Source organism: Mesorhizobium sp. P2_E10 (assembly GCF_056404235.1).
The window spans coordinates 474,434-492,465 of the sequence record NZ_JBFUEK010000003.1; the positions used below are offsets into that span (position 1 = coordinate 474,434).

Annotated in this window: 15 protein-coding genes; 5 read left to right on the forward strand and 10 right to left on the reverse strand. The window is 64.2% G+C overall.

The window, feature by feature from the left end; genetic code table 11:
- Positions 1-112: 112 nt before the first annotated feature.
- The 5 genes from betB to betI are packed head-to-tail and all read right to left on the reverse strand — an operon-like array spanning position 113 to position 6,388.
- A complete protein-coding gene (gene betB, locus AC1D0N_RS11165) occupies positions 113-1,576 on the reverse strand; it encodes a betaine-aldehyde dehydrogenase (protein WP_477243706.1) in 1,464 nt (487 codons plus the stop codon).
- Between the two features lie 52 nt (positions 1,577-1,628).
- The gene (gene betA, locus AC1D0N_RS11170; protein ID WP_477243707.1) at positions 1,629-3,281 is read right to left on the reverse strand and encodes a choline dehydrogenase; all 1,653 of its coding nucleotides are present in this window, start codon (positions 3,279-3,281) and stop codon (positions 1,629-1,631) included.
- Positions 3,274-4,275, reverse strand: a complete 1,002-nt coding sequence (locus AC1D0N_RS11175; RefSeq protein WP_477243709.1) for a threonine/serine dehydratase — start codon at positions 4,273-4,275, stop codon at positions 3,274-3,276. Before AC1D0N_RS11175 ends, betA begins: the two co-directional genes overlap by 8 nt.
- Positions 4,272-5,801, reverse strand: a complete 1,530-nt coding sequence (betC, locus tag AC1D0N_RS11180; protein ID WP_477243711.1) for a choline-sulfatase — start codon at positions 5,799-5,801, stop codon at positions 4,272-4,274. Before betC ends, AC1D0N_RS11175 begins: the two co-directional genes overlap by 4 nt.
- Positions 5,798-6,388 carry a choline-binding transcriptional repressor BetI gene (betI, locus tag AC1D0N_RS11185; RefSeq protein WP_477243712.1) on the reverse strand — a complete coding sequence of 197 codons (591 nt, stop codon included), beginning with the start codon at positions 6,386-6,388 and terminating at the stop codon, positions 5,798-5,800. The genes betC and betI overlap by 4 nt, the downstream gene beginning before the upstream one ends.
- 209 nt (positions 6,389-6,597) lie before the next feature.
- Between betI and AC1D0N_RS11190 the strand changes: the two genes are divergently transcribed.
- Together AC1D0N_RS11190 and AC1D0N_RS11195 are read left to right on the forward strand one after the other, a co-directional pair.
- Positions 6,598-7,764: an acetyl-CoA acetyltransferase gene (locus tag AC1D0N_RS11190; protein ID WP_477243714.1), complete on the forward strand. Its 1,167-nt coding sequence runs from the start codon at positions 6,598-6,600 to the stop codon at positions 7,762-7,764.
- Positions 7,765-7,789: 25 nt separating this feature from the next.
- Positions 7,790-8,794 (forward strand): asparaginase, encoded by a 1,005-nt coding sequence (locus AC1D0N_RS11195; protein WP_477243716.1) that lies wholly within the window; start codon positions 7,790-7,792, stop codon positions 8,792-8,794.
- A 140-nt stretch (positions 8,795-8,934) separates the two neighbouring features.
- Here AC1D0N_RS11195 and AC1D0N_RS11200 read toward each other — a convergent pair whose 3' ends face one another.
- Positions 8,935-10,311 (reverse strand): TIGR03808 family TAT-translocated repetitive protein, encoded by a 1,377-nt coding sequence (locus AC1D0N_RS11200; RefSeq protein ID WP_477243718.1) that lies wholly within the window; start codon positions 10,309-10,311, stop codon positions 8,935-8,937.
- 121 nt (positions 10,312-10,432) lie between these two features.
- Between AC1D0N_RS11200 and greA the strand changes: the two genes are divergently transcribed.
- Entirely contained in the window at positions 10,433-10,906 is a 474-nt protein-coding gene (gene greA / locus AC1D0N_RS11205; protein WP_477243719.1) for a transcription elongation factor GreA, read from the forward strand.
- 32 nt (positions 10,907-10,938) lie between these two features.
- Here greA and scpA read toward each other — a convergent pair whose 3' ends face one another.
- Both scpA and AC1D0N_RS11215 read right to left on the reverse strand, forming a co-directional pair.
- Complete coding sequence (gene scpA / locus AC1D0N_RS11210) at positions 10,939-13,062, reverse strand: methylmalonyl-CoA mutase (protein WP_477243721.1); 2,124 nt, start codon at positions 13,060-13,062, stop codon at positions 10,939-10,941.
- Positions 13,059-14,501, reverse strand: a complete 1,443-nt coding sequence (locus AC1D0N_RS11215) for a methylmalonyl-CoA mutase subunit beta (RefSeq protein WP_477243723.1) — start codon at positions 14,499-14,501, stop codon at positions 13,059-13,061. Before AC1D0N_RS11215 ends, scpA begins: the two co-directional genes overlap by 4 nt.
- Before the next feature lie 110 nt (positions 14,502-14,611).
- Here AC1D0N_RS11215 and AC1D0N_RS11220 point away from each other — a divergent pair, with 110 nt between their 5' ends.
- On the forward strand, positions 14,612-14,875 hold the full coding sequence (locus tag AC1D0N_RS11220; protein WP_477243725.1) for a hypothetical protein: 264 nt from the start codon (positions 14,612-14,614) through the stop codon (positions 14,873-14,875).
- Positions 14,770-16,317, forward strand: coding sequence for a helicase HerA-like C-terminal domain-containing protein (locus tag AC1D0N_RS11225; protein WP_477243727.1), 1,548 nt, complete (start codon positions 14,770-14,772; stop codon positions 16,315-16,317). Before AC1D0N_RS11220 ends, AC1D0N_RS11225 begins: the two co-directional genes overlap by 106 nt.
- A 45-nt stretch (positions 16,318-16,362) precedes the next feature.
- Here AC1D0N_RS11225 and AC1D0N_RS11230 read toward each other — a convergent pair whose 3' ends face one another.
- Together AC1D0N_RS11230 and AC1D0N_RS11235 are read right to left on the reverse strand one after the other, a co-directional pair.
- On the reverse strand, positions 16,363-17,184 hold the full coding sequence (locus AC1D0N_RS11230) for a L,D-transpeptidase (protein ID WP_477243729.1): 822 nt from the start codon (positions 17,182-17,184) through the stop codon (positions 16,363-16,365).
- Between the two features lie 171 nt (positions 17,185-17,355).
- Entirely contained in the window at positions 17,356-18,018 is a 663-nt protein-coding gene (locus AC1D0N_RS11235) for a haloacid dehalogenase type II (protein WP_477244030.1), read from the reverse strand.
- Between the last annotated feature and the right edge of the window lie 14 nt (positions 18,019-18,032).

Sequence of the window (18,032 nt, forward strand, 5' to 3'; positions counted from 1 at the left end):
CCTTCTTGCGGCCGATGAGGGGTGGCACTTCACGCGCGGCGACCCCCTCTGTCGCCTTCGGCGACATCTCCCCCTCAAGGGGGGAGATTACGCGCTCGCCCGATTTCGCCAATCAATACGGACTGGCCACATCCCCAGTCTCGACGTAGATCGATTTCAGCTGCGAATAGAGCGCCAGTGCTGCCAGTGAATTTTCCCGCCCGATGCCCGACTGCTTGAAGCCGCCGAACGGGATTTCGACCGGCGTCAGATTGTAAGCGTTGATCCAGCAGGTGCCGGCCTGCAGCTCGGCGATGACGCGGTGGGCGCGCGGCAGGTCGCGCGTGAACACGCCGGCGGCGAGGCCGAATTCGGTGTCGTTGGCGCGATCGATCACCTCGTCCTCGCCGTCGAATTTCAGCACGCTCATCACCGGTCCGAAAATCTCCTCGCGGGCAATGCGCATGCTGTCGGTGACGCCGGTGAACACCGTAGGCTCAACGAAGAAGCCGCCACCAAAACCCTGCAGCGACGGCAAATTGCCACCGCAGGCGAGCGACGCGCCGTCCTGCTTGCCGATCTCGATATAGGAGACGACCTTCTCATGCTGCGCCTTCGAGACCAGCGGCCCCATCTGCGTCTCGGGATCGAGCGGATCGCCGATGCGGATTTTTTTGGTGCGCTCGACCAGCCGTTCGACGAAGCGGTCGTGGATGCCGCTCTGCACGAAGACCCGTGTGCCGTTGGAGCAGATCTGGCCACTCGAATAGAAATTGCCAAGCATGGCGCCGCCGATGGCGTTTTCGAGATCGGCGTCGTCAAAGACGATCAGCGGCGACTTGCCGCCGAGTTCCATCGTGGCGTGCTTCATTTTTGAGCCGGCGAGCGCCAGTACCTTGCGGCCCGTCGGCACCGAACCGGTGACCGAGACCTTGGCCACGACATCATGGCCGACCAGCCCGGCGCCGACATCGCCAAAACCTTGCACGACGTTGAACAGCCCGTCGGGCAGGCCGGCTTCGGTGTAGATTTCGGCCAGAGCCAAAGCCGATAGCGGCGTGTTCTCCGACGGCTTGAAAACCATGGCGTTGCCCATGGCCAGCGCCGGCGCCGATTTCCAGCCGGCGATCTGGATCGGGTAGTTCCAGGCGCCGATGCCGACGCAGACGCCGAGCGCCTCGCGCCTAGTGTAGGCGAAGGGTCCGCCGAGATCGATCGCTTCGCCATTATAGGCAGCGACTGCGCTGCCGAAATATTCGAGGCAGTCTGCCGCTGACGGCGCATCCGCGACCAGCGTTTCCTGGATCGCCTTGCCGGTGTCGAGCGTCTCGATGCGGGCGAGGTCGGCATTGCGGGCGCGCAAAATGTCGGCGGCGCGGCGCAGGATGCGTCCGCGTTCGACCGGCTTCAACCGCGCCCAGGCCGGCTGTGCTGCGCGCGCCGCTTCGATGGCGAGTTCCAGCACGTTCGGCGTCGCCGAACGCAACATGGCGATGGTCTCGCCGGTAGCCGGATAGATGACCGGCAGTGGTGCGCCGCCTTCGTCCTCGATGTAGCGTCCATTGACATAGTGCGATGCCGTGGGCTGGGCGCGCATGATTTTCTCCAAACTGTATTCGCTATTGCGGAGCACTCCGCCCGACAATGCCCTATCGATCCGCCACCTGCCAGCGCGGATTGATCCAGGGTTCCTGGTTGGACGGCGCCAGTGGCGTGCGGCCCAGAATGTGGTCGGCGGCCTTCTCGCCGGTCATGATCGACGGCGCGTTGAGGTTGCCATTAGTGACGCGCGGGAAGATCGAGGAGTCGGCGACCCGCAGCCCATCGATGCCGATGACCCGGCATTCCGGATCGACCACGCTCATCATATCGTCGGCACGACCCATCTTGCAGGTGCCGCAAGGATGATAGGCACTCTCGGCATGATCCCGGATAAAGGCGTCGAGATCGTCGTCCGACTGGACGTGCGAGCCCGGCGAGATTTCCTTGCCGCGATAGGCGTCGAATGCCTTCTGCCCGAAGATCTCGCGGGTCAGCCTTATGCAATGGCGGAACTCGGTCCAGTCGTCCGGATGCGACATGTAGTTGAAGCGGATCACCGGCTTCGATTTCGGGTCGGGCGAGCGCAGCGTCACCGAGCCGCGCGACCTCGACCGCATCGGCCCGACATGCGCCTGGAAGCCGTGCGACTGCGCCGCCGCCTTGCCGTCATAGCGCACCGCCGCCGGGATGAAATGATACTGAATGTCGGGATAGTCGACGCCGGCCTGCGAGCGCACGAAGGCGGCCGCCTCGAAATGGTTGGTGGCGCCGAGCCCGGTTTTGAAGAACAGCCATTGCGCGCCGATCAATGCTTTCGAGAATGGGTTGAGCACCGAATTCAGGGTGATCGGCTGTGTCGATTCCTGCTGGATGTAGAGCTCCATATGATCCTGCAGATTGCGACCGACGCCGGGCCGGTCGGCCACCACGGCAATGCCGTTTTCGCGCAAATGCTCGGCCGGGCCGATGCCGGACAGCATCAGGATCTTTGGCGAATTGATCGACGATGCGGCAACGATCACTTCACGTCGTGCCTTAACGACCTGAATCTGTTTGTGAGCTTCGATCTCGACGCCGATGGCGCGTTGATTCTCGATGATCACCCGCAGCGCGAAGCCTTTGACCACACTGACATTCTTGCGTTTCAAAGCCGGCTTCAGATAGGCGCTCGCCGCCGACCAGCGACGGCCGCCGCGGATGGTCTGCTCCATCGATCCGAAGCCTTCCTGCTTGGAGCCGTTGTAGTCGTCGGTCAGTTCGAAACCGGCCTGGCGGCCTGCCTCGACGAAGGCGCCATAGAGCGGATTTCTTCTGGGGCCGCGCTGGACATGCAGGGGGCCGCCGTGGCCGCGCCAGCCATCCTCGCCGCCGTCCGAGTCTTCCATGCGCTTGAAATAGGGAAGCACGTCCGCGAAGCCCCAGCCGGTCGCCCCTTGTTCGGCCCAGTGGTCGAAGTCACGTGCATGGCCGCGCACATAGACCATGCCGTTGATCGACGACGAGCCGCCGATGACCTTGCCGCGCGGCGTTGCCAGCACGCGGCCGCCGAGATGCGGCTCCGGCTCGCTGGCAAAGCCCCAGTCGTAAAGGCTCATGTTGAGCGGGATCGACAGCGCCGACGGCATCTGGATCAGCGGCCCGATATCGGTGCCGCCAAATTCGATGACGATGACCGAATGCTTGCCGTCCTCCGACAGCCGGTAGGCCATGGCAGAGCCGGCCGAGCCGGAGCCGATGATGACGAAATCTGCTTCAAGCATGGTTCATATGCGCCATAAAATCGGCGAGCGAGACATTGCCGCCGGTAGCCACAACCAGGACGGTTTTACCCGCCACATCCACCTTGCCGCCGAGCAGTGCTGCCAGCGACGCGGCGCCCGAAGGTTCGAGCACCAGCTTCATCCGCTCAAAGGCGATCTTCATAGCGCGGCGTACCGATTGGTCGTCGACAGTGATGCCACGAACGCCGGCAGCCTTCACCGCCGCGAACGGCGCGTCGCCGGGCCGTCGCGACATCAGCCCGTCGCAGATCGACTTCGGGGCGATCGGCATGGTCTCGATGGCGCCATGCTCCAGCGATGCGCCCATGCCGTTGAAACCCTCCGGCTCGACGCCGATGATCTCGGTCTTCGGCGACAGATAATGGAAGGCGAGCGAGACGCCGCCGATCAGTCCGCCACCGCCGACCGAGCAGAACAGCAGATCGGCCTTGGCGTCCTTGGCGGCTAGCTGGTCGAGCGCCTCCAGCCCAGCGCCCGCCTGGCCGGCGACGATCTCCGGATCGTCAAACGGATGGAGCAGTATGAGGCCCTCGGTCTCGGCGATCTCGCGTGCCTTGGCGGCGGCAACTTCCTCACGCGCCCGATCGCCATGATCGGTCAGCACGACGCGCGCGCCATAGCCGGCCGTGGCGTCGCGCTTGGCGGCCGGCGCATCGATCGGCATGACGATGGTGACGGGAATGCCGAGCGCCTGGCCGGCGGCGGCCAGCCCTTGCGCGAAATTGCCGGAGGAGTAGGCGACGACACCCTTTTTGGCCTCGTCAACCGACAGCTTCTTCAGCCGCCAATAGGCGCCGCGCACCTTGAACGAGCCGGCCCATTGCAGCGATTCCGGCTTGATGAAGACGCGCGCCGCACCGGTCTCGTGGGCAAGGGCTGCCGATTCCAGCAGCGGCGTGATCTGCGTCGCCCTGGAGGTGACGGCATAGGCCTGCCTAAGGTGGTCGAGGGTGGGGACAAGATTTGTCATCATTCGCCTCGCGGATACCGTTTGCTCTCTTCGAGATTGTCGAGGTTCATGTGATTGCGCATGTAGCGCTCCGAGGCCTTTTGCAGCGGCTGGAAATCCCAAGGGTAATAGGCGCCGTTGCGCAGCGCCGGATACACGACCCAGCGGCGCGCCTGGCTTTCGCGCACGGCAGCGTCGAAAGCCGCCATGTCCCAGCGCGCCCGGACCTTGTCCATGAACGCCGCCACCAGAGCTGCGTTTGCCGGATCGCCGGCGAGGTTGTCGCGCTCGAGCGGATCGGCTTCGAGGTCCAACAACTGCGGCGGGTCGAGCTCGCAATGAACGAATTTGTATTTACCGTCGCGGATCGCCACCAGCGGCGCTGAGGAGCCTTCCGCGGCATACTCGATCAACACCGGCGCCATGCGCTGTCCGCCCTTGGCAAGCGGCAGAAGCGACTGGCCGTCGGTCCACGGTGCGATCGCGCCGATGTCGATGCCGGCGAGGTCGCAAAGCGTCGGCGTCACGTCGAGATTGGAGACCGGCGCCTCGATCAGGCCCGACGCGACACCCTTGCCGGCGATCATCAGCGGCACTCGCGCCGAGCCCTCGAAAAAACTCATCTTGAACCACAGGCCGCGCTCGCCGAGCATGTCGCCATGGTCCGAGCAGAACAGGATGATGGTGTCATCGAGCATGCGCGTGCGGCCGAGAACGTCCAGAAGCTCGCCGAGCTTGTCGTCGACATAGGTAATGTTGGCGAAATAGCCGCGCCGCGAACGACGCACCTGCTCAGGGGTAATCTCGAAGGACGCATAGTCGCTGGCGCGGTACAGCCGCTGCGAATGCGTGTCCTGATCGTCATAGGCGATGAATCCCGTTTCCGGGTCCAGCGCCTGGCAATGCTCATAGAGATCCCAATATTGCTTGCGCGCCACGTAGGGATCGTGCGGATGCGACAGGGAAACGGTGAGGCACCAGGGCCGATGCTTCGCATCGTCCTGTTCGCGCGAAAGCTGATAGAGTTTCTGCGTGGCCAGGAACACGACCTCGTCGTCATATTCCATCTGGTTGGTGGTCTCGGCGACACCGGCGCCGGTCACCGAGCCGAGATTGTGATACCACCAGTCGATCCGCTCGTCGGGCTTGCGATAGTCCGGCGTCCAGCCGAAATCGGCGGGATAGATGTCGGTGGTCAGCCGTTCCTCAAAACCGTGCAACTGGTCCGGCCCGACGAAATGCATCTTGCCCGACAGGCAGGTGTAGTAGCCGGCGGCGCGCAGATGATGGGCGAAGGTGGGGATCGACGAGACGAATTCGGCTGCGTTGTCGTAGACCCCGGTGCGCGATGGCAACTGCCCGCTCATGAACGAAGCGCGGCCCGGCGCACAGAGCGGCGACGCCGTGTAGTTGTTCTTGAAGCGCGCCGAACGCGCGGCCAGCGCCTTCAGATGCGGCGCATGCAGGAAGTCCGCCGGCCCGTCGGGGAACAGCGTGCCGTTGAGCTGATCGACCATGACGATCAGGAAGTTGGGTCGCCTGGCTGTCACTGCTGCTGCCGCCCGCTGAGTTTGATTTCCAAATAGTCCTCGATCAAGGCGATCGCGGTCGCGGCATCGGGTACGCCGTCCTTCAGCGCACGCCTGATGTAGAGCCCGTCGATCATTGCCGCTGTCGCTTCGGCAACGCGGTCGGCCTCGCTGCGCGGCAGGATGCCGGTCAGCCCGCTCAGCAAATTGGAGTGCAGGCGCCGCGCATAGACCTTGAGCAGCCGGCGCAATGCCACTGATTTCTGCGCCTCGACATAGAAGGCGAGCCAGGCGGCGATGGTTCGCGGATGGAACTGGACGTCGGAGAAGTTGACCGCGACCACCGCCGAGACGCGCTCACGCGGCGTCGTGGCCGAACCCAGGGCGCGCAACGTGTCGGCGGTCAGCTCGGCCAGGATGTAGCGCATTGTCGCCAGCAGGAGTTCATCCTTGGCGCCGAAATAGTGGTGGGCCAGCGCCGATGACACGCCGGCACGCCCGGCGATTTCCGACATGGTCACGTCCAACGAGCCGCGCTCGCCGATCGCCGAGATCGTCGCGTCGATAAGCGCCCGGCGGCGCAGTGGCTCCATTCCGACTTTCGGCATTGTTGTTCCCGGCTCTTGCCGCCATGATTATTTTTTATTGACGGATCAATCAACAAAAATCCAACGCGATTTCGAGGCGAAGATCAGGTGGCCCAACGACAGGCGTTTCTGGCTCTTCACGCGGCGAGGAAAACGGTTCACGATTGAACAATATTCGAAGCGCAGGCGCCGCAGGACGTGCTAGGCTGGCGTCGAGGATGGAGGTTGAGATGACAGCATGCATCGTCGGCTGGGCGCATTCGCGCTTCGGCAAGCTCGAAGGCGAGACGCTGGAGAGCCTGATCGTCAAGGTGGCAACGGACGCGCTCGACCATGCCGGCATCGGCCCGGACGAGGTCGACGAGATCGTGCTCGGCCACTTCAACGCCGGCTTTTCCGCCCAGGATTTCACCGCAAGCCTGGTTCTCCAGGCCGACGACCGGCTGCGCTTCAAGCCGGCGACGCGGGTGGAGAACGCCTGTGCCACCGGCTCGGCGGCGGTCAGGCAAGGCATCCGCGCCATCGATGCCAATGCCGCTCGCATCGTGCTGGTGGTCGGCGCCGAGCAGATGACGACGACGCCCGGCCCCGAGATCGGCAAGAACCTGCTCAAGGCCTCCTATCTGCCCGAGGACGGCGACACGCCGGCTGGCTTTGCCGGCGTCTTCGGCAAGATCGCGCAAGCCTATTTCCAGCGCTACGGCGACCAGTCGGATGCGCTTGCCATGATCGCCGCCAAGAACCACAAGAACGGCGTCGACAATCCCTATGCGCAGATGCGCAAGGATTTCGGCTATGAGTTCTGCCGCCAGGAAAGCGAAAAAAACCCCTTCGTTGCCGGTCCCTTGAAGCGCACCGACTGCTCGCTGGTCTCGGACGGCGCCGCGGCCTTGATCCTTGCCGACACCGCAACCGCGCTGAAGATGCGTCGTGCCGTTGCCTTCCGCGCCAACCAGCATGTGCAGGATTTCCTGCCAATGTCGAAGCGCGACATCCTGACCTTCGAAGGCTGCGAGCAGGCGTGGAACCAGGCGCTGAAGCAGGCCGGCGTCACGCTCGACGATTTGTCCTTCGTCGAGACGCATGATTGTTTCACCATCGCCGAGCTGATCGAATATGAGGCGATGGGTCTGGCCAAACCGGGCGAGGGGGCGAAGCTGGCCATGAGCGGTGAGACCGCGAAGGACGGCCGGCTGCCGGTCAATCCCTCCGGCGGGCTGAAGGCCAAGGGCCACCCGATCGGCGCCACCGGTGTCTCCATGCATGTGCTGACCGCCATGCAGCTTGTCGGCGAGGCCGGCGGCATCCAGGTGCCGGGCGCAAAACTCGGCGGCATCTTCAACATGGGCGGTGCCGCGGTCGCCAACTACGTTTCCATTCTCGACCGGATCAGATAAACCGCCCGCATTTACGGGAGGTGACATGACAAATCCGGTTCTGGTCGAGGTCTTGCGCGGCGCGATCGTCGAGAGCGGCCATCGCGGCGCCGTCGCGGTCTTCGATGCCGACGGCAAGCCGTTCCTGGAGATCGGCGACACGACGCGCCCGGTGTTCCCGCGCTCGGCGGTCAAGGCGATCCAGGCGCTGCCGTTGGTCGAAAGTGGCACCGCCGATGCCTATGGCTTCGGCGACCGCGAGCTGGCGCTGGCCTGCGCCTCGCATTCCGGCGAGCCGGCGCATGTCGAACTGGCGCGTGCGATGCTGGCCAAGGCCGGCCTCGATGAGACCGCCCTGGAGTGTGGCGCGCACTGGCCATCGAGCCACGACGCGGAGATTGCGTTGGCCCGCACCGGCCGCGTGCCGAACCCGCTGCACAACAACTGCTCCGGCAAGCATTCGGGTTTCCTCTGCACCTGCGTCCACGCCGGCATTGCCCATCGCGGCTACGTCAAGGCGGGCCATGCGCAGCAGGAGATGGTGCGCGATGCCATGCAAGCGGTGACCGGCGCGAGCCATGGTGCCGAGGATTGGGCGATCGACGGCTGTTCGATCCCGACCTACGCCGTGCCGCTGCGCAGTTTTGCCTTCGGCTTTGCCCGCATGGCGACGGGCAGGGGCTTCGCGCCCGAGCGCGCCAAAGCGGCGAAGCGGCTGCTGTCGGCCTGCATGGCCGAGCCGTTCCTCGTCGCCGGCACCGGCAAGGCGGATGTCGCGCTGATGCAGGCCGCGCCCGGCCGTATCTTCGTCAAGACCGGCGCCGAAGGCGTCTATTGCGCAGCACTTCCCGAGCTCGGCCTCGGCATCGCGCTCAAATGCGATGACGGCGCCGGCCGCGCCGCCGAGGTCATGATCGCCGCCGTGCTGGCCAAGCTGCTACGGACCGACGCGGCTCTCGCCGCGACATTGACCGAACAGGCAAATCCAGCCATCGCAAGCCGGATCGGCGCCAAGGTCGGCGCGCTACGGCCGACGGCTGCGCTCAGCTGACGAATACACGCCTCTCGGTGAAAATTCGGGTCAGGCCGAGCCGAAAATGGTGGGTTCCGAGAACCGGAACGGAGCGTACTTTGGTACGTGAGTACCGGAGCGGAGGGAGCCACCATTTGCAGGCCGGCCTCACCCGAATTCTAGCTGACGTGGTTGCGCTCGACAGTGAGATGCGCGTATCCCGCATTGCCTAGCGAGGCGAGATCGCCGGTCACCGGCTCGGCCCAGCGCTGGCCGATGATGGCGCCGTTTTTCGCGCCGTCGATGACATTGTCGGAAATGACTGCCGTCCCGGCGCCTTCGACGACGGTGACGGCGATGCCGATTCCCACCTTGCGGATGATGTTCCCGGTCGCCACCACATTGCGCATATACGCGCCCCAGCCGATCTGCATGCCGTAGAGCGGTGCGTTCTCGATGACATTGCCTGAGACAGTGGTGTCGGCCTCGACGCTGATGCCGACGCCGAAGCCGGGCGCGTCGGCAGGGTAGGGGCCTGACGTCGAGAGGTTGCGCACGATGTTGTTCGAGCACACGCTCATGCGGCCGCCTTCGTTGAAATTGACGATCGAGATGCCGTTGGCAGCGCCGTCGACGATGTTGTTGCTGAGGATCGCGCCTTCGAAGGCAAATTCGGAATAGAGCGCCGTTTCGCCCGACCGCGAGCAGGTGTTGCCGGTGACCTGCAAATTGCTGGAACTGTTGGCGCGGATCGCCGAGAACGCGCAGTCGGAGACGATGTTGCCCGAGATCGAGACGTTGCCGGCGCGGAAGGCATTGATGCCATTGCCGTTCTGGCCGGTTCCGCCGCTGCGGGCGCCAATGCGCTGGACGCGGTTGCCGCTGACGATGGTGCCGTCTTCAGCCACTTGCCAGCGATGCACGAGGATGCCGCCATTGTCGCAATCGGATACGGTGTTGCCTGTGATTTCCAGTCCGCCGGCCTCGACGGAGTAGATGCCGGCGTCGGCAGCACCCGAAATCTCCGAACGCTCGACGCGGCCCGACGCGTGCTTGAGCGCCAGTCCGTGCTTGCCGCTGCCGGTGATCCGGCAATTGTCGACGACGAGGTGGGCGATGTGGCGCAAATCGAGCAGGCCTTGCACGTAGTCGGCCATCCAGCGGTTGGCGCCATCGAACACCAGCCCGGTGAGTTCGATGTGTTCAGCCTGTTCGGTCATCAGCAAATGGCCGTCGCCGCCATAGACGATGCGCGAGGCGCCGGGCACGCCGGAGAGCCTGACGCGGGCGGGCAAGGTGAGGTTGGACACGACATAGGCGCCCGGCGGCAGGAACACCGGCATGTCGCGCTCGCTGGCATCCCGCAACAGCTTGGCGAAGGCCTTGCTCTGATCGTCAAGCGTGCCGGGCTGCACGCCGAGATCGGTCGCGTTGATGGAACCGCGCATCGAGGCCTTCTCGATGCCGGGCAGGCTGGCAGCGGCTGCCTTGCCGAGCGAGAGGCCGATCACGGCAAAGCCGGCGGTCTGCGTCAGCAGCGTTCGTCTGTTCAACATCGGCACAGAATCCTGGCGTCCGGTCGTGATATCGCAGGATTCGTGCCAGGCGCCGCGGGCCCTGAGGTCGGCTTGCCGGCAATGGCTTGTGCAGTCGCAGCGACGCGCCTAAATTCGATGCATGAGCAGAGCTTTCACCCGCGAGGAAGACAGCGAAAACGCCATTGCCGGTATCGGCGAGCGGCCGGTCAGCCAGCACCGCAATCTGGTGACGGAACACGGCCTGGCGCAGATCGAGCAGGAACTGGCTAGTCTGCGCGACGAACTGGCCAAGGCAGAGAAGAAAGCCGAGCGCGAGCGCATCGCGCTGGTGTCGCGCGACCTGCGCTACTGGACCGCACGGCGTGAGAGCGCCGAGCTGTCCGTGCCGGAGCCCGGCAGCGATCTGGTGCGCTTTGGCATGGGTGTCACGCTGCAAGGCGATGACGACAGGAAGGTGCATTGGAGGATCGTCGGCGAGGACGAGGCAGACCCTGCCAAGGGCAGCATTTCCCATGTCTCGCCCATGGCCTTGGCCTTGTACGGCAAGAAGGTCGGCGACGTGGCGAGCGTCAACGGCAAGGAATGGGAAATCGTGAAGCTCTCGGATAGCTAGAGCTTTCACCTCTGGTGCGCCGATTGGCGCCTCTAACCGCCAGCCAGCAGCCGGTCCATCAGCCGGTCCGCCGCTTCCGGGATGACCGTGCCCGGCGGGAAGATTTCCGCCGCACCCGCCTGCAGCACCGCGTCGTAATCCTGTGGCGGGATGACGCCGCCGGCGACGATCAGCATGTCTTCGCGGCCGAGCTTCTTCAGCGCGTCGCGCAGTTCGGGAATGAGCGTCAGGTGCCCCGCTGCCAGCGATGAAGCCCCGATGATATGCACGTCATGTTGGACCGCGAGCTTTGCGATCTCTTCCGGCGTCTGGAACATTGCGCCGACGGTGACGTCGAAGCCGAGATCGGCAAAGGCGGTGGCGATGACCTTCTGGCCGCGATCATGGCCATCCTGTCCCATCTTGGCGACGAGGATGCGCGGCTTGCCGCCGTTTTTCTTCTCGAAGGCCTCGATCTTTTCCTGCAGCCGGTCGACCACCGGGTTGTCGCCGAGCGCGTTGCGGTAGACGCCGGAAATCGTCTGCACCGAGGCGACATGGCGGCCAAAAACCTTTTCCAGCGCCAGCGAGATTTCGCCGACGGTGGCGTTGGCGCGCGCGGCGCGGATGGCGAACTCCAGCAGATTGTCGCCGCTCTCCGCGGCGCGGGTCAGGGCATCAAGTGCGCTCTCGGCAGCGGCGACATCGCGTGTGCCCTTCAGCCGTTGCAGCTTCGACAATTGCCGCGCCCTGACTTCGGCATTGTCGATCTTCAGCACATCGACGTCTATATCGGTCTCGGGACGATGCGCGTTGACGCCGACCAGCATCTGCTCGCCGGAATCGATGCGCGCCTGCGTACGCGCGGCCGCCTCTTCGATGCGCAGCTTCGGTATGCCCTTTTCGATCGCAGCGGCCATGCCGCCGAGGCTCTCGACCTCCTCGATATGGGCAAGCGCGCGCGCCGCCAGATCATGCGTCAGCCGTTCGAGATAGGCCGAGCCGCCCCACGGGTCGACAATGCGCGTGGTGCCGGATTCCTTTTGCAGGATGAGCTGGGTGTTGCGGGCGATGCGGGCCGAATGGTCGGTCGGCAGCGCCATCGCCTCGTCGAAGGAATTGGTATGCAGCGACTGCGTATGGCCTTGCGTCGCGGCCATCGCCTCGATCATGGTGCGGATGATGTTGTTGTACGGGTCCTGCGCCGTCAGCGACCAGCCCGAAGTCTGACAATGGGTGCGCAGCGACAGCGAGCGCTCGTCCTTCGGCGCGAAATTCTTCTTCATCAGGCTCGACCACAAAAGGCGCGCTGCCCTCAGCTTGGCGACTTCCATGAAGAAGTTCATGCCGATCGCCCAGAAGAAGGACAGCCGCGGTGCGAAGCGATCGATGTCGAGGCCGGCGGCGACGCCGGCGCGAGCATATTCGATGCCGTCGGCTATCGTGTAGGCGAGCTCGAGGTCGGCCGTCGCGCCTGCTTCCTGCATGTGATAGCCGGAGATCGAAATCGAATTGAACTTCGGCATGTGCTTCGACGTGTAGGAGAAGATGTCGGAGACGATCCGCATCGAAGGCTTCGGCGGATAGATGTAGGTGTTGCGCACCATGAACTCTTTCAGAATGTCGTTCTGAATGGTTCCGGCCAGATCCTTCTGCGCAACGCCTTGTTCTTCCGCCGCCACGATGTAGAGCGCCATGATCGGCAGCACCGCGCCGTTCATGGTCATCGACACCGTCATCTCGTCGAGCGGGATGCCGTCGAACAGCTGGCGCATATCGAGGATGGAATCGATGGCGACGCCTGCCATGCCGACATCGCCGGCCACGCGCGGATGGTCGCTGTCATAGCCGCGATGCGTGGCGAGATCGAAAGCGACCGACAGGCCTTTCTGACCGGCGGCAAGATTGCGCCGGTAGAAGGCGTTGGATTCTTCGGCTGTCGAGAAGCCGGCATATTGCCGGATCGTCCAGGGTTGCTGGACATACATGGTCGGATAGGGGCCACGCACGAAGGGCGGCATACCAGGATAGGTGTCGAGGTTCGGCAACCCCTTGAGGTCGCTTTGATTGTACAGATGCTTGGCAATCAGGCCTTCCGGCGTCAGCCGCTGGCCCTTGATTTCGACAGGCGCGCGGCGTGGCGGCACCCAGCCTATCTGGCTGAAATCCGGGATCAAGATGCTGCTCCGATCGACTGGTCGATACGAACAGGAAACAGCGGCTCGCACACCGCCACACCTTCGGTGAAGGCTGGCCGCCGCTCGGCTGCCAATGTCTCGACCGGACGTTCGCTTGTCTGCGGATAAAGCGTCGTGCCGATGATCGCCCTTTCGCCGGCCAGATAGGCGGCGTTGCGGCCGGCGGCAGCCGCCTTGACCCGTTTCTGGATATGCCCTTGCTGCAGGCTGGACAGCACGCCGCCTTCCGCCTCGATCTTCTGGAACTCGTCCCAGGCGGCTTCGCAGAGGCCCAAAGTCAGCGCTTCGACGGCGCCCGAGCCATAGGCGGGGTCGGCGACATGGTCGATATGGCTTTCATTGGCCATGATCAGTTGCGCGTTGCGCGCGACGCGGCGGGCAAAGCCGGCCGGCAAGCCATGCGCGATCGTGTGCGGCAGGATGGAGATCGAATCCGCGCCGCCAGCGGCTGCTGCGAAACAGGCGATCGCGGTGCGCAGGATGTTCGTCTCCGGATCCGCCATCGTCATCATGCGGAACGACGTTTCGGCGTGGACATTGGCGGTCGAGGCGGGGATCGAGCAAGTCTCCTGGATCCGCGCCCACAGCCGGCGCAGCGCCCGGACCTTGGCCATCGACAGGAACTTATCCTGGTCGACGCTCAGCGCAAAGCCGATATGCGGAGCCGCATAGACAAGCGGCTGGCGCGCCTGCTCGAACATTCTGAGATAGGAGACCGCCGAGGCCAGCATGGTGCCGAGCTCCTGCGCCTCGGTGGCGCCGGCATTGTGGAACACCCGCCCGTCCGCCTCCAGAAGCACACCGGGCACACCCATCGAGAAGAAATGCGCCAGCGATTGCGGCATCGATGCCTGCAAGGCCTCGATCGACATGCGCAGCCGGCCGGTGCCAGCAAAGATCGCCGCCGGATCGATGCCGAAGGAGAGGTTGAGCTTGGCTGGGTCGGAGCGGCGTTTACCGAGGAACGCCACCAGCCAGTCGGCCACGGCGCGGCTCCACGGATGCGCGTCGATGCGCACCTGGATGCGGTTGAGCGGCACGCCGTCCAGAACCGTTTCCAGCGCCTTCGCCGTCCGCGGCAGGCCATAGCCGAACGCATTCGGCGCCCCTTCGAAGACCAGCGACAATCCCGTGGCGCCCTGTGCGACGTCGTCCATCGCCTGGGCTTTGGCACGCCCGACATCCGGATCGTCGATGCGCTGGCTGACGATCCACGGCGATCTCGGATTGACGCGGACCAGCGGTTCAGCCGTCAGCGAACGATCATAGAGCGGCTCGATGCGGATGCCATCGTCGGTATGGGAGACCAGCTTTTCCTCGAAGGAACCGCCGGCGAGCGCCTTCTCCGCCAATGCCAGCCATCGCTGCCGGTCAGCGTTCGGAAGGTCGTCATCCCTGGTCAAGGCACCGGCGCCCATCCACATTCCTCATTTTGTCGGCCGCATCAGCCTGAAACGTCAGTCTACGGTCCCCGGTTCGATATCACAATGCAACATGCTGACCGCGAACCAGCAACCGATTGCCAAACATGCGCAAAATCCGCAAGCGGCAAAAAGCCATTTCGACGATGGCCATTGTCGCTGCGCAATGGCCTGACTATACCTGCGGCGAGGCCGCTTTGCCCTCAAAAGATCGGGCCTTCAAAGGATCGGGCATCGATGCCATCAGCTTTGCGGAGACCGACATATGGCTGACGACACCAGCATTTTCCTTGGCGCCAGCCGCAAGCCCGATGACAGCTATCAGCGCGCCGAACAGCTTTTGCTGCAATATGGCAATCGTCATGGCCTGATCACCGGCGCCACCGGCACCGGCAAGACCGTATCCCTGCAGATTCTGGCGGAGGGCTTCTCCAATGCCGGCGTGCCGGTGTTCTGCGCCGACATCAAGGGCGACCTGTCCGGCATCGCCATGATGGGCACAGCCCAGGATTTCCTGGTCAAGCGCGCCGCGCAGGTCGAGCTCGATCCCTATGATTTCCAGGAATTCCCGGTCATCTTCTGGGACCTGTTCGGCGAGCAGGGCCATCCGATCCGCGCCACCGTTTCGGAGATGGGGCCGCTGCTTTTATCTCGGCTGATGAACCTGTCCGAGGCGCAGGAAGGCATCATGAACATCGCCTTCCGCATCGCCGATGAGGACGGGCTGCTGCTGCTCGACATGAAGGACCTGCAGGCGCTGCTCGCCAACATCGCCGACCGCGCCGAGGAGATAAGCTCCCGTTACGGCAATGTCACCAAGCCGTCGGTCGGCGCCATCCAGCGCACGCTGCTTGTGCTGGAACAGCAGGGCGCCACGCACTTCTTTGGCGAGCCGGCCCTGCGGATCGCCGACATCATGCGCACCACGCGTGACGGCCGCGGCGCCATCAGCGTGCTTGCCGCCGACAGACTGATGATGAACCCCAGGCTCTACGCAACCTTCCTGCTCTGGCTGATGTCGGAGCTGTTTGAGGAATTGCCCGAGGTCGGCGACCCCGACAAGCCGAAGCTGGTGTTCTTTTTCGACGAGGCGCATCTGCTTTTCGACGAAGCGCCGAAGGTGCTGATCGACCGCGTCGAGCATGTGGTTCGCTTGGTCCGCTCGAAGGGGGTCGGCGTCTATTTCGTCACCCAGAACCCCCTGGATATTCCCGAAAAGGTTTTGGCCCAGCTCGGCAATCGCGTCCAGCACGCGCTGCGCGCCTATACGCCGCGTGAGCAGCAGGCGGTGAAGACCGCCGCCGACACCTTCCGGCCCAATCCCGACTTCGACTGCGCCACCGCCATCACTCTGCTCGGCACCGGCGAGGCGCTGGTCTCGACGCTGGAAACCAAGGGTGTGCCGTCCATGGTGCAGCGAACGCTGATCCGCCCGCCATCATCGCGGCTTGGCCCGATCACTTCAGACGAGCGCCGCAAGCTGATCGCCGAGAGCCCGGTCGCGGGACAATACGAAGAGACCATCGATCGCGAATCGGCCTTCGAGATGCTGCAGAAGAAAGCCAAGGATGCCCAGGACGCCGAAGAACAGGCGCAGCAGGCAGACAGCGGCCGCTCGCGCTGGACCATCCCCGGCTTTGGCAATGACGATCCGGCGCCGCAGCCCACCGGCCGGCGGGCGCCGGCGCCGCGGCCGTCCAATCGCCAGACGGTGGCCGAAGCCGCGATCAAATCGGTGGTGCGTTCGGTCGGCTCGTCTGTCGGCCGCGCCATCGTGCGCGGCATATTGGGGAGCCTGTCCAGAGGACGCTGAGAAAGCCGGAGCGGCGAAAGCCCGCCGCTCCTTCGCTTCGGCAGATCAGAAGATCGAGTTGGTGATCGCCTTGACCGGGCCGAGCAGGATGGATCCTTCCGGCACGCCGGCATCGATCGGAATGGCTCTGCGGTTTGCCGTCGCAACCATGTCCTGACCGACATTGGCGGTGACGATCACCGGCGACTTCGAGGGCACGCGGTCGAACAGATCGATGATGTCCTGATTCATCAGGCGCACGCAGCCCGACGAGACGGATTTGCCGATTGAGTTCCATTCGGGCGAGCCGTGCAGGCGGTAGAGTGTGTCGACATCGCCCTGGAACAAATAGAGCGCACGTGCGCCGAGCGGGTTCTTCAGCCCGCCGGGCATGCCACCATTCTTGGCGCTGTACTGCTCCAGTTCAGGCTGCCGGGCAACCATCTCGTCCGGCGGCGTCCATTTCGGCCATTTCTGCTTCCATTGGACAACGGCGTCTCCTGACCATTCGAAGCCGGCGCGGCCGAGGCCGACGCCATAGCGGATGGCCTGGCCACCTTCGCGCACCAGATAGAGGAAATGGTTCGTCGTATCGACGATGATGGTGCCGGGCCTCTGGCCGGTCGGGTCGGGAACGATCTGGCGCAAGAACTGCGGGTCCATCTTGTTGATCGGGATGGCCGGCAGGTCGAAGCCGCTGTCTGAAATCGGGCCGTACATTGTCGCATAGTCACCGAGGGGCGGCTCTTCATAGGCCGGCGGCGGCGGTTCGACCGGCGGCGCCACCGTGGCGCAAGCGGAAACCGCAATCGAGGCGGCGCCAAGCGCTGCGGCATTGAGAAAGCCGCGACGGCTCACACGATAGGATTCGATTTCGGTTGTGAACATGGTTGCCTTTATGAAGTCTCAAGTCGAAACAAAGCGTCAATACGCTAGCCGGTACGGCGCTAACCCTACCAATGCCCGGCGCGATAGGCGGTTCCGATTCTGGCCTGAGGGTGGGCAAACAAAGGCAAAGCTGTGGCGGCTCTGCCACTGTTGCTGGGCGGCAACAGGTGTTCAGCCGCCGGTCAAGAGCCCTTCGAGCGACGGCAGGATCAGGGCCGGCGGAAAATCGCGGTATTCCTCGGGCTGGTTTGAGCGGTTGATCCAGACCGTCCGGAAGCCGAATTTGGTGGCGCCGGCAATGTCCCAGCGGTTGGACGACTGGAACGACACCGCACTCGGATAGAGGCGCCAGCCCGTCGTCACCATCTCGTAGACAGCAGGGTCGGTCTTGAAGCGCCTGACCGCGTCGACCGAGTAGATGTCGTCCAGAACCTGGTCGAGTGCCGCGGATTTGACCGCCGCTTCCAGCATTTCAGGCGAGCCGTTGGACAGGATCGCCAGCCTGGCGCCCGAAGCCTTGAGCGCCTTGAGCACGGCCGGTACTTCCGGGTAGCAGTCGAGCCGCCAATAGGCCTCGAGCAGCTTGGCCCGCAGCCCCTTGTCCGCCGAGGGAACCTTGCGCAAGGCGAAGTCGAGCGCCTGTTCGGTGAGCTGCCAGAAATCGGCATAGGCGCCCATCAGCGTCCGCACCCAGGAATACTCCAGCTGCTTGGCGCGCCAGATCTCTGACAGCAACTGGCCGTCCGGTCCGATCTGGTCGGCGTGACGGCGCACGGCGGCGTGCACGTCGAACAACGTGCCATAGGCGTCGAAAACATAGGCTGCATGGTGCATGGCAACAGTCTTGA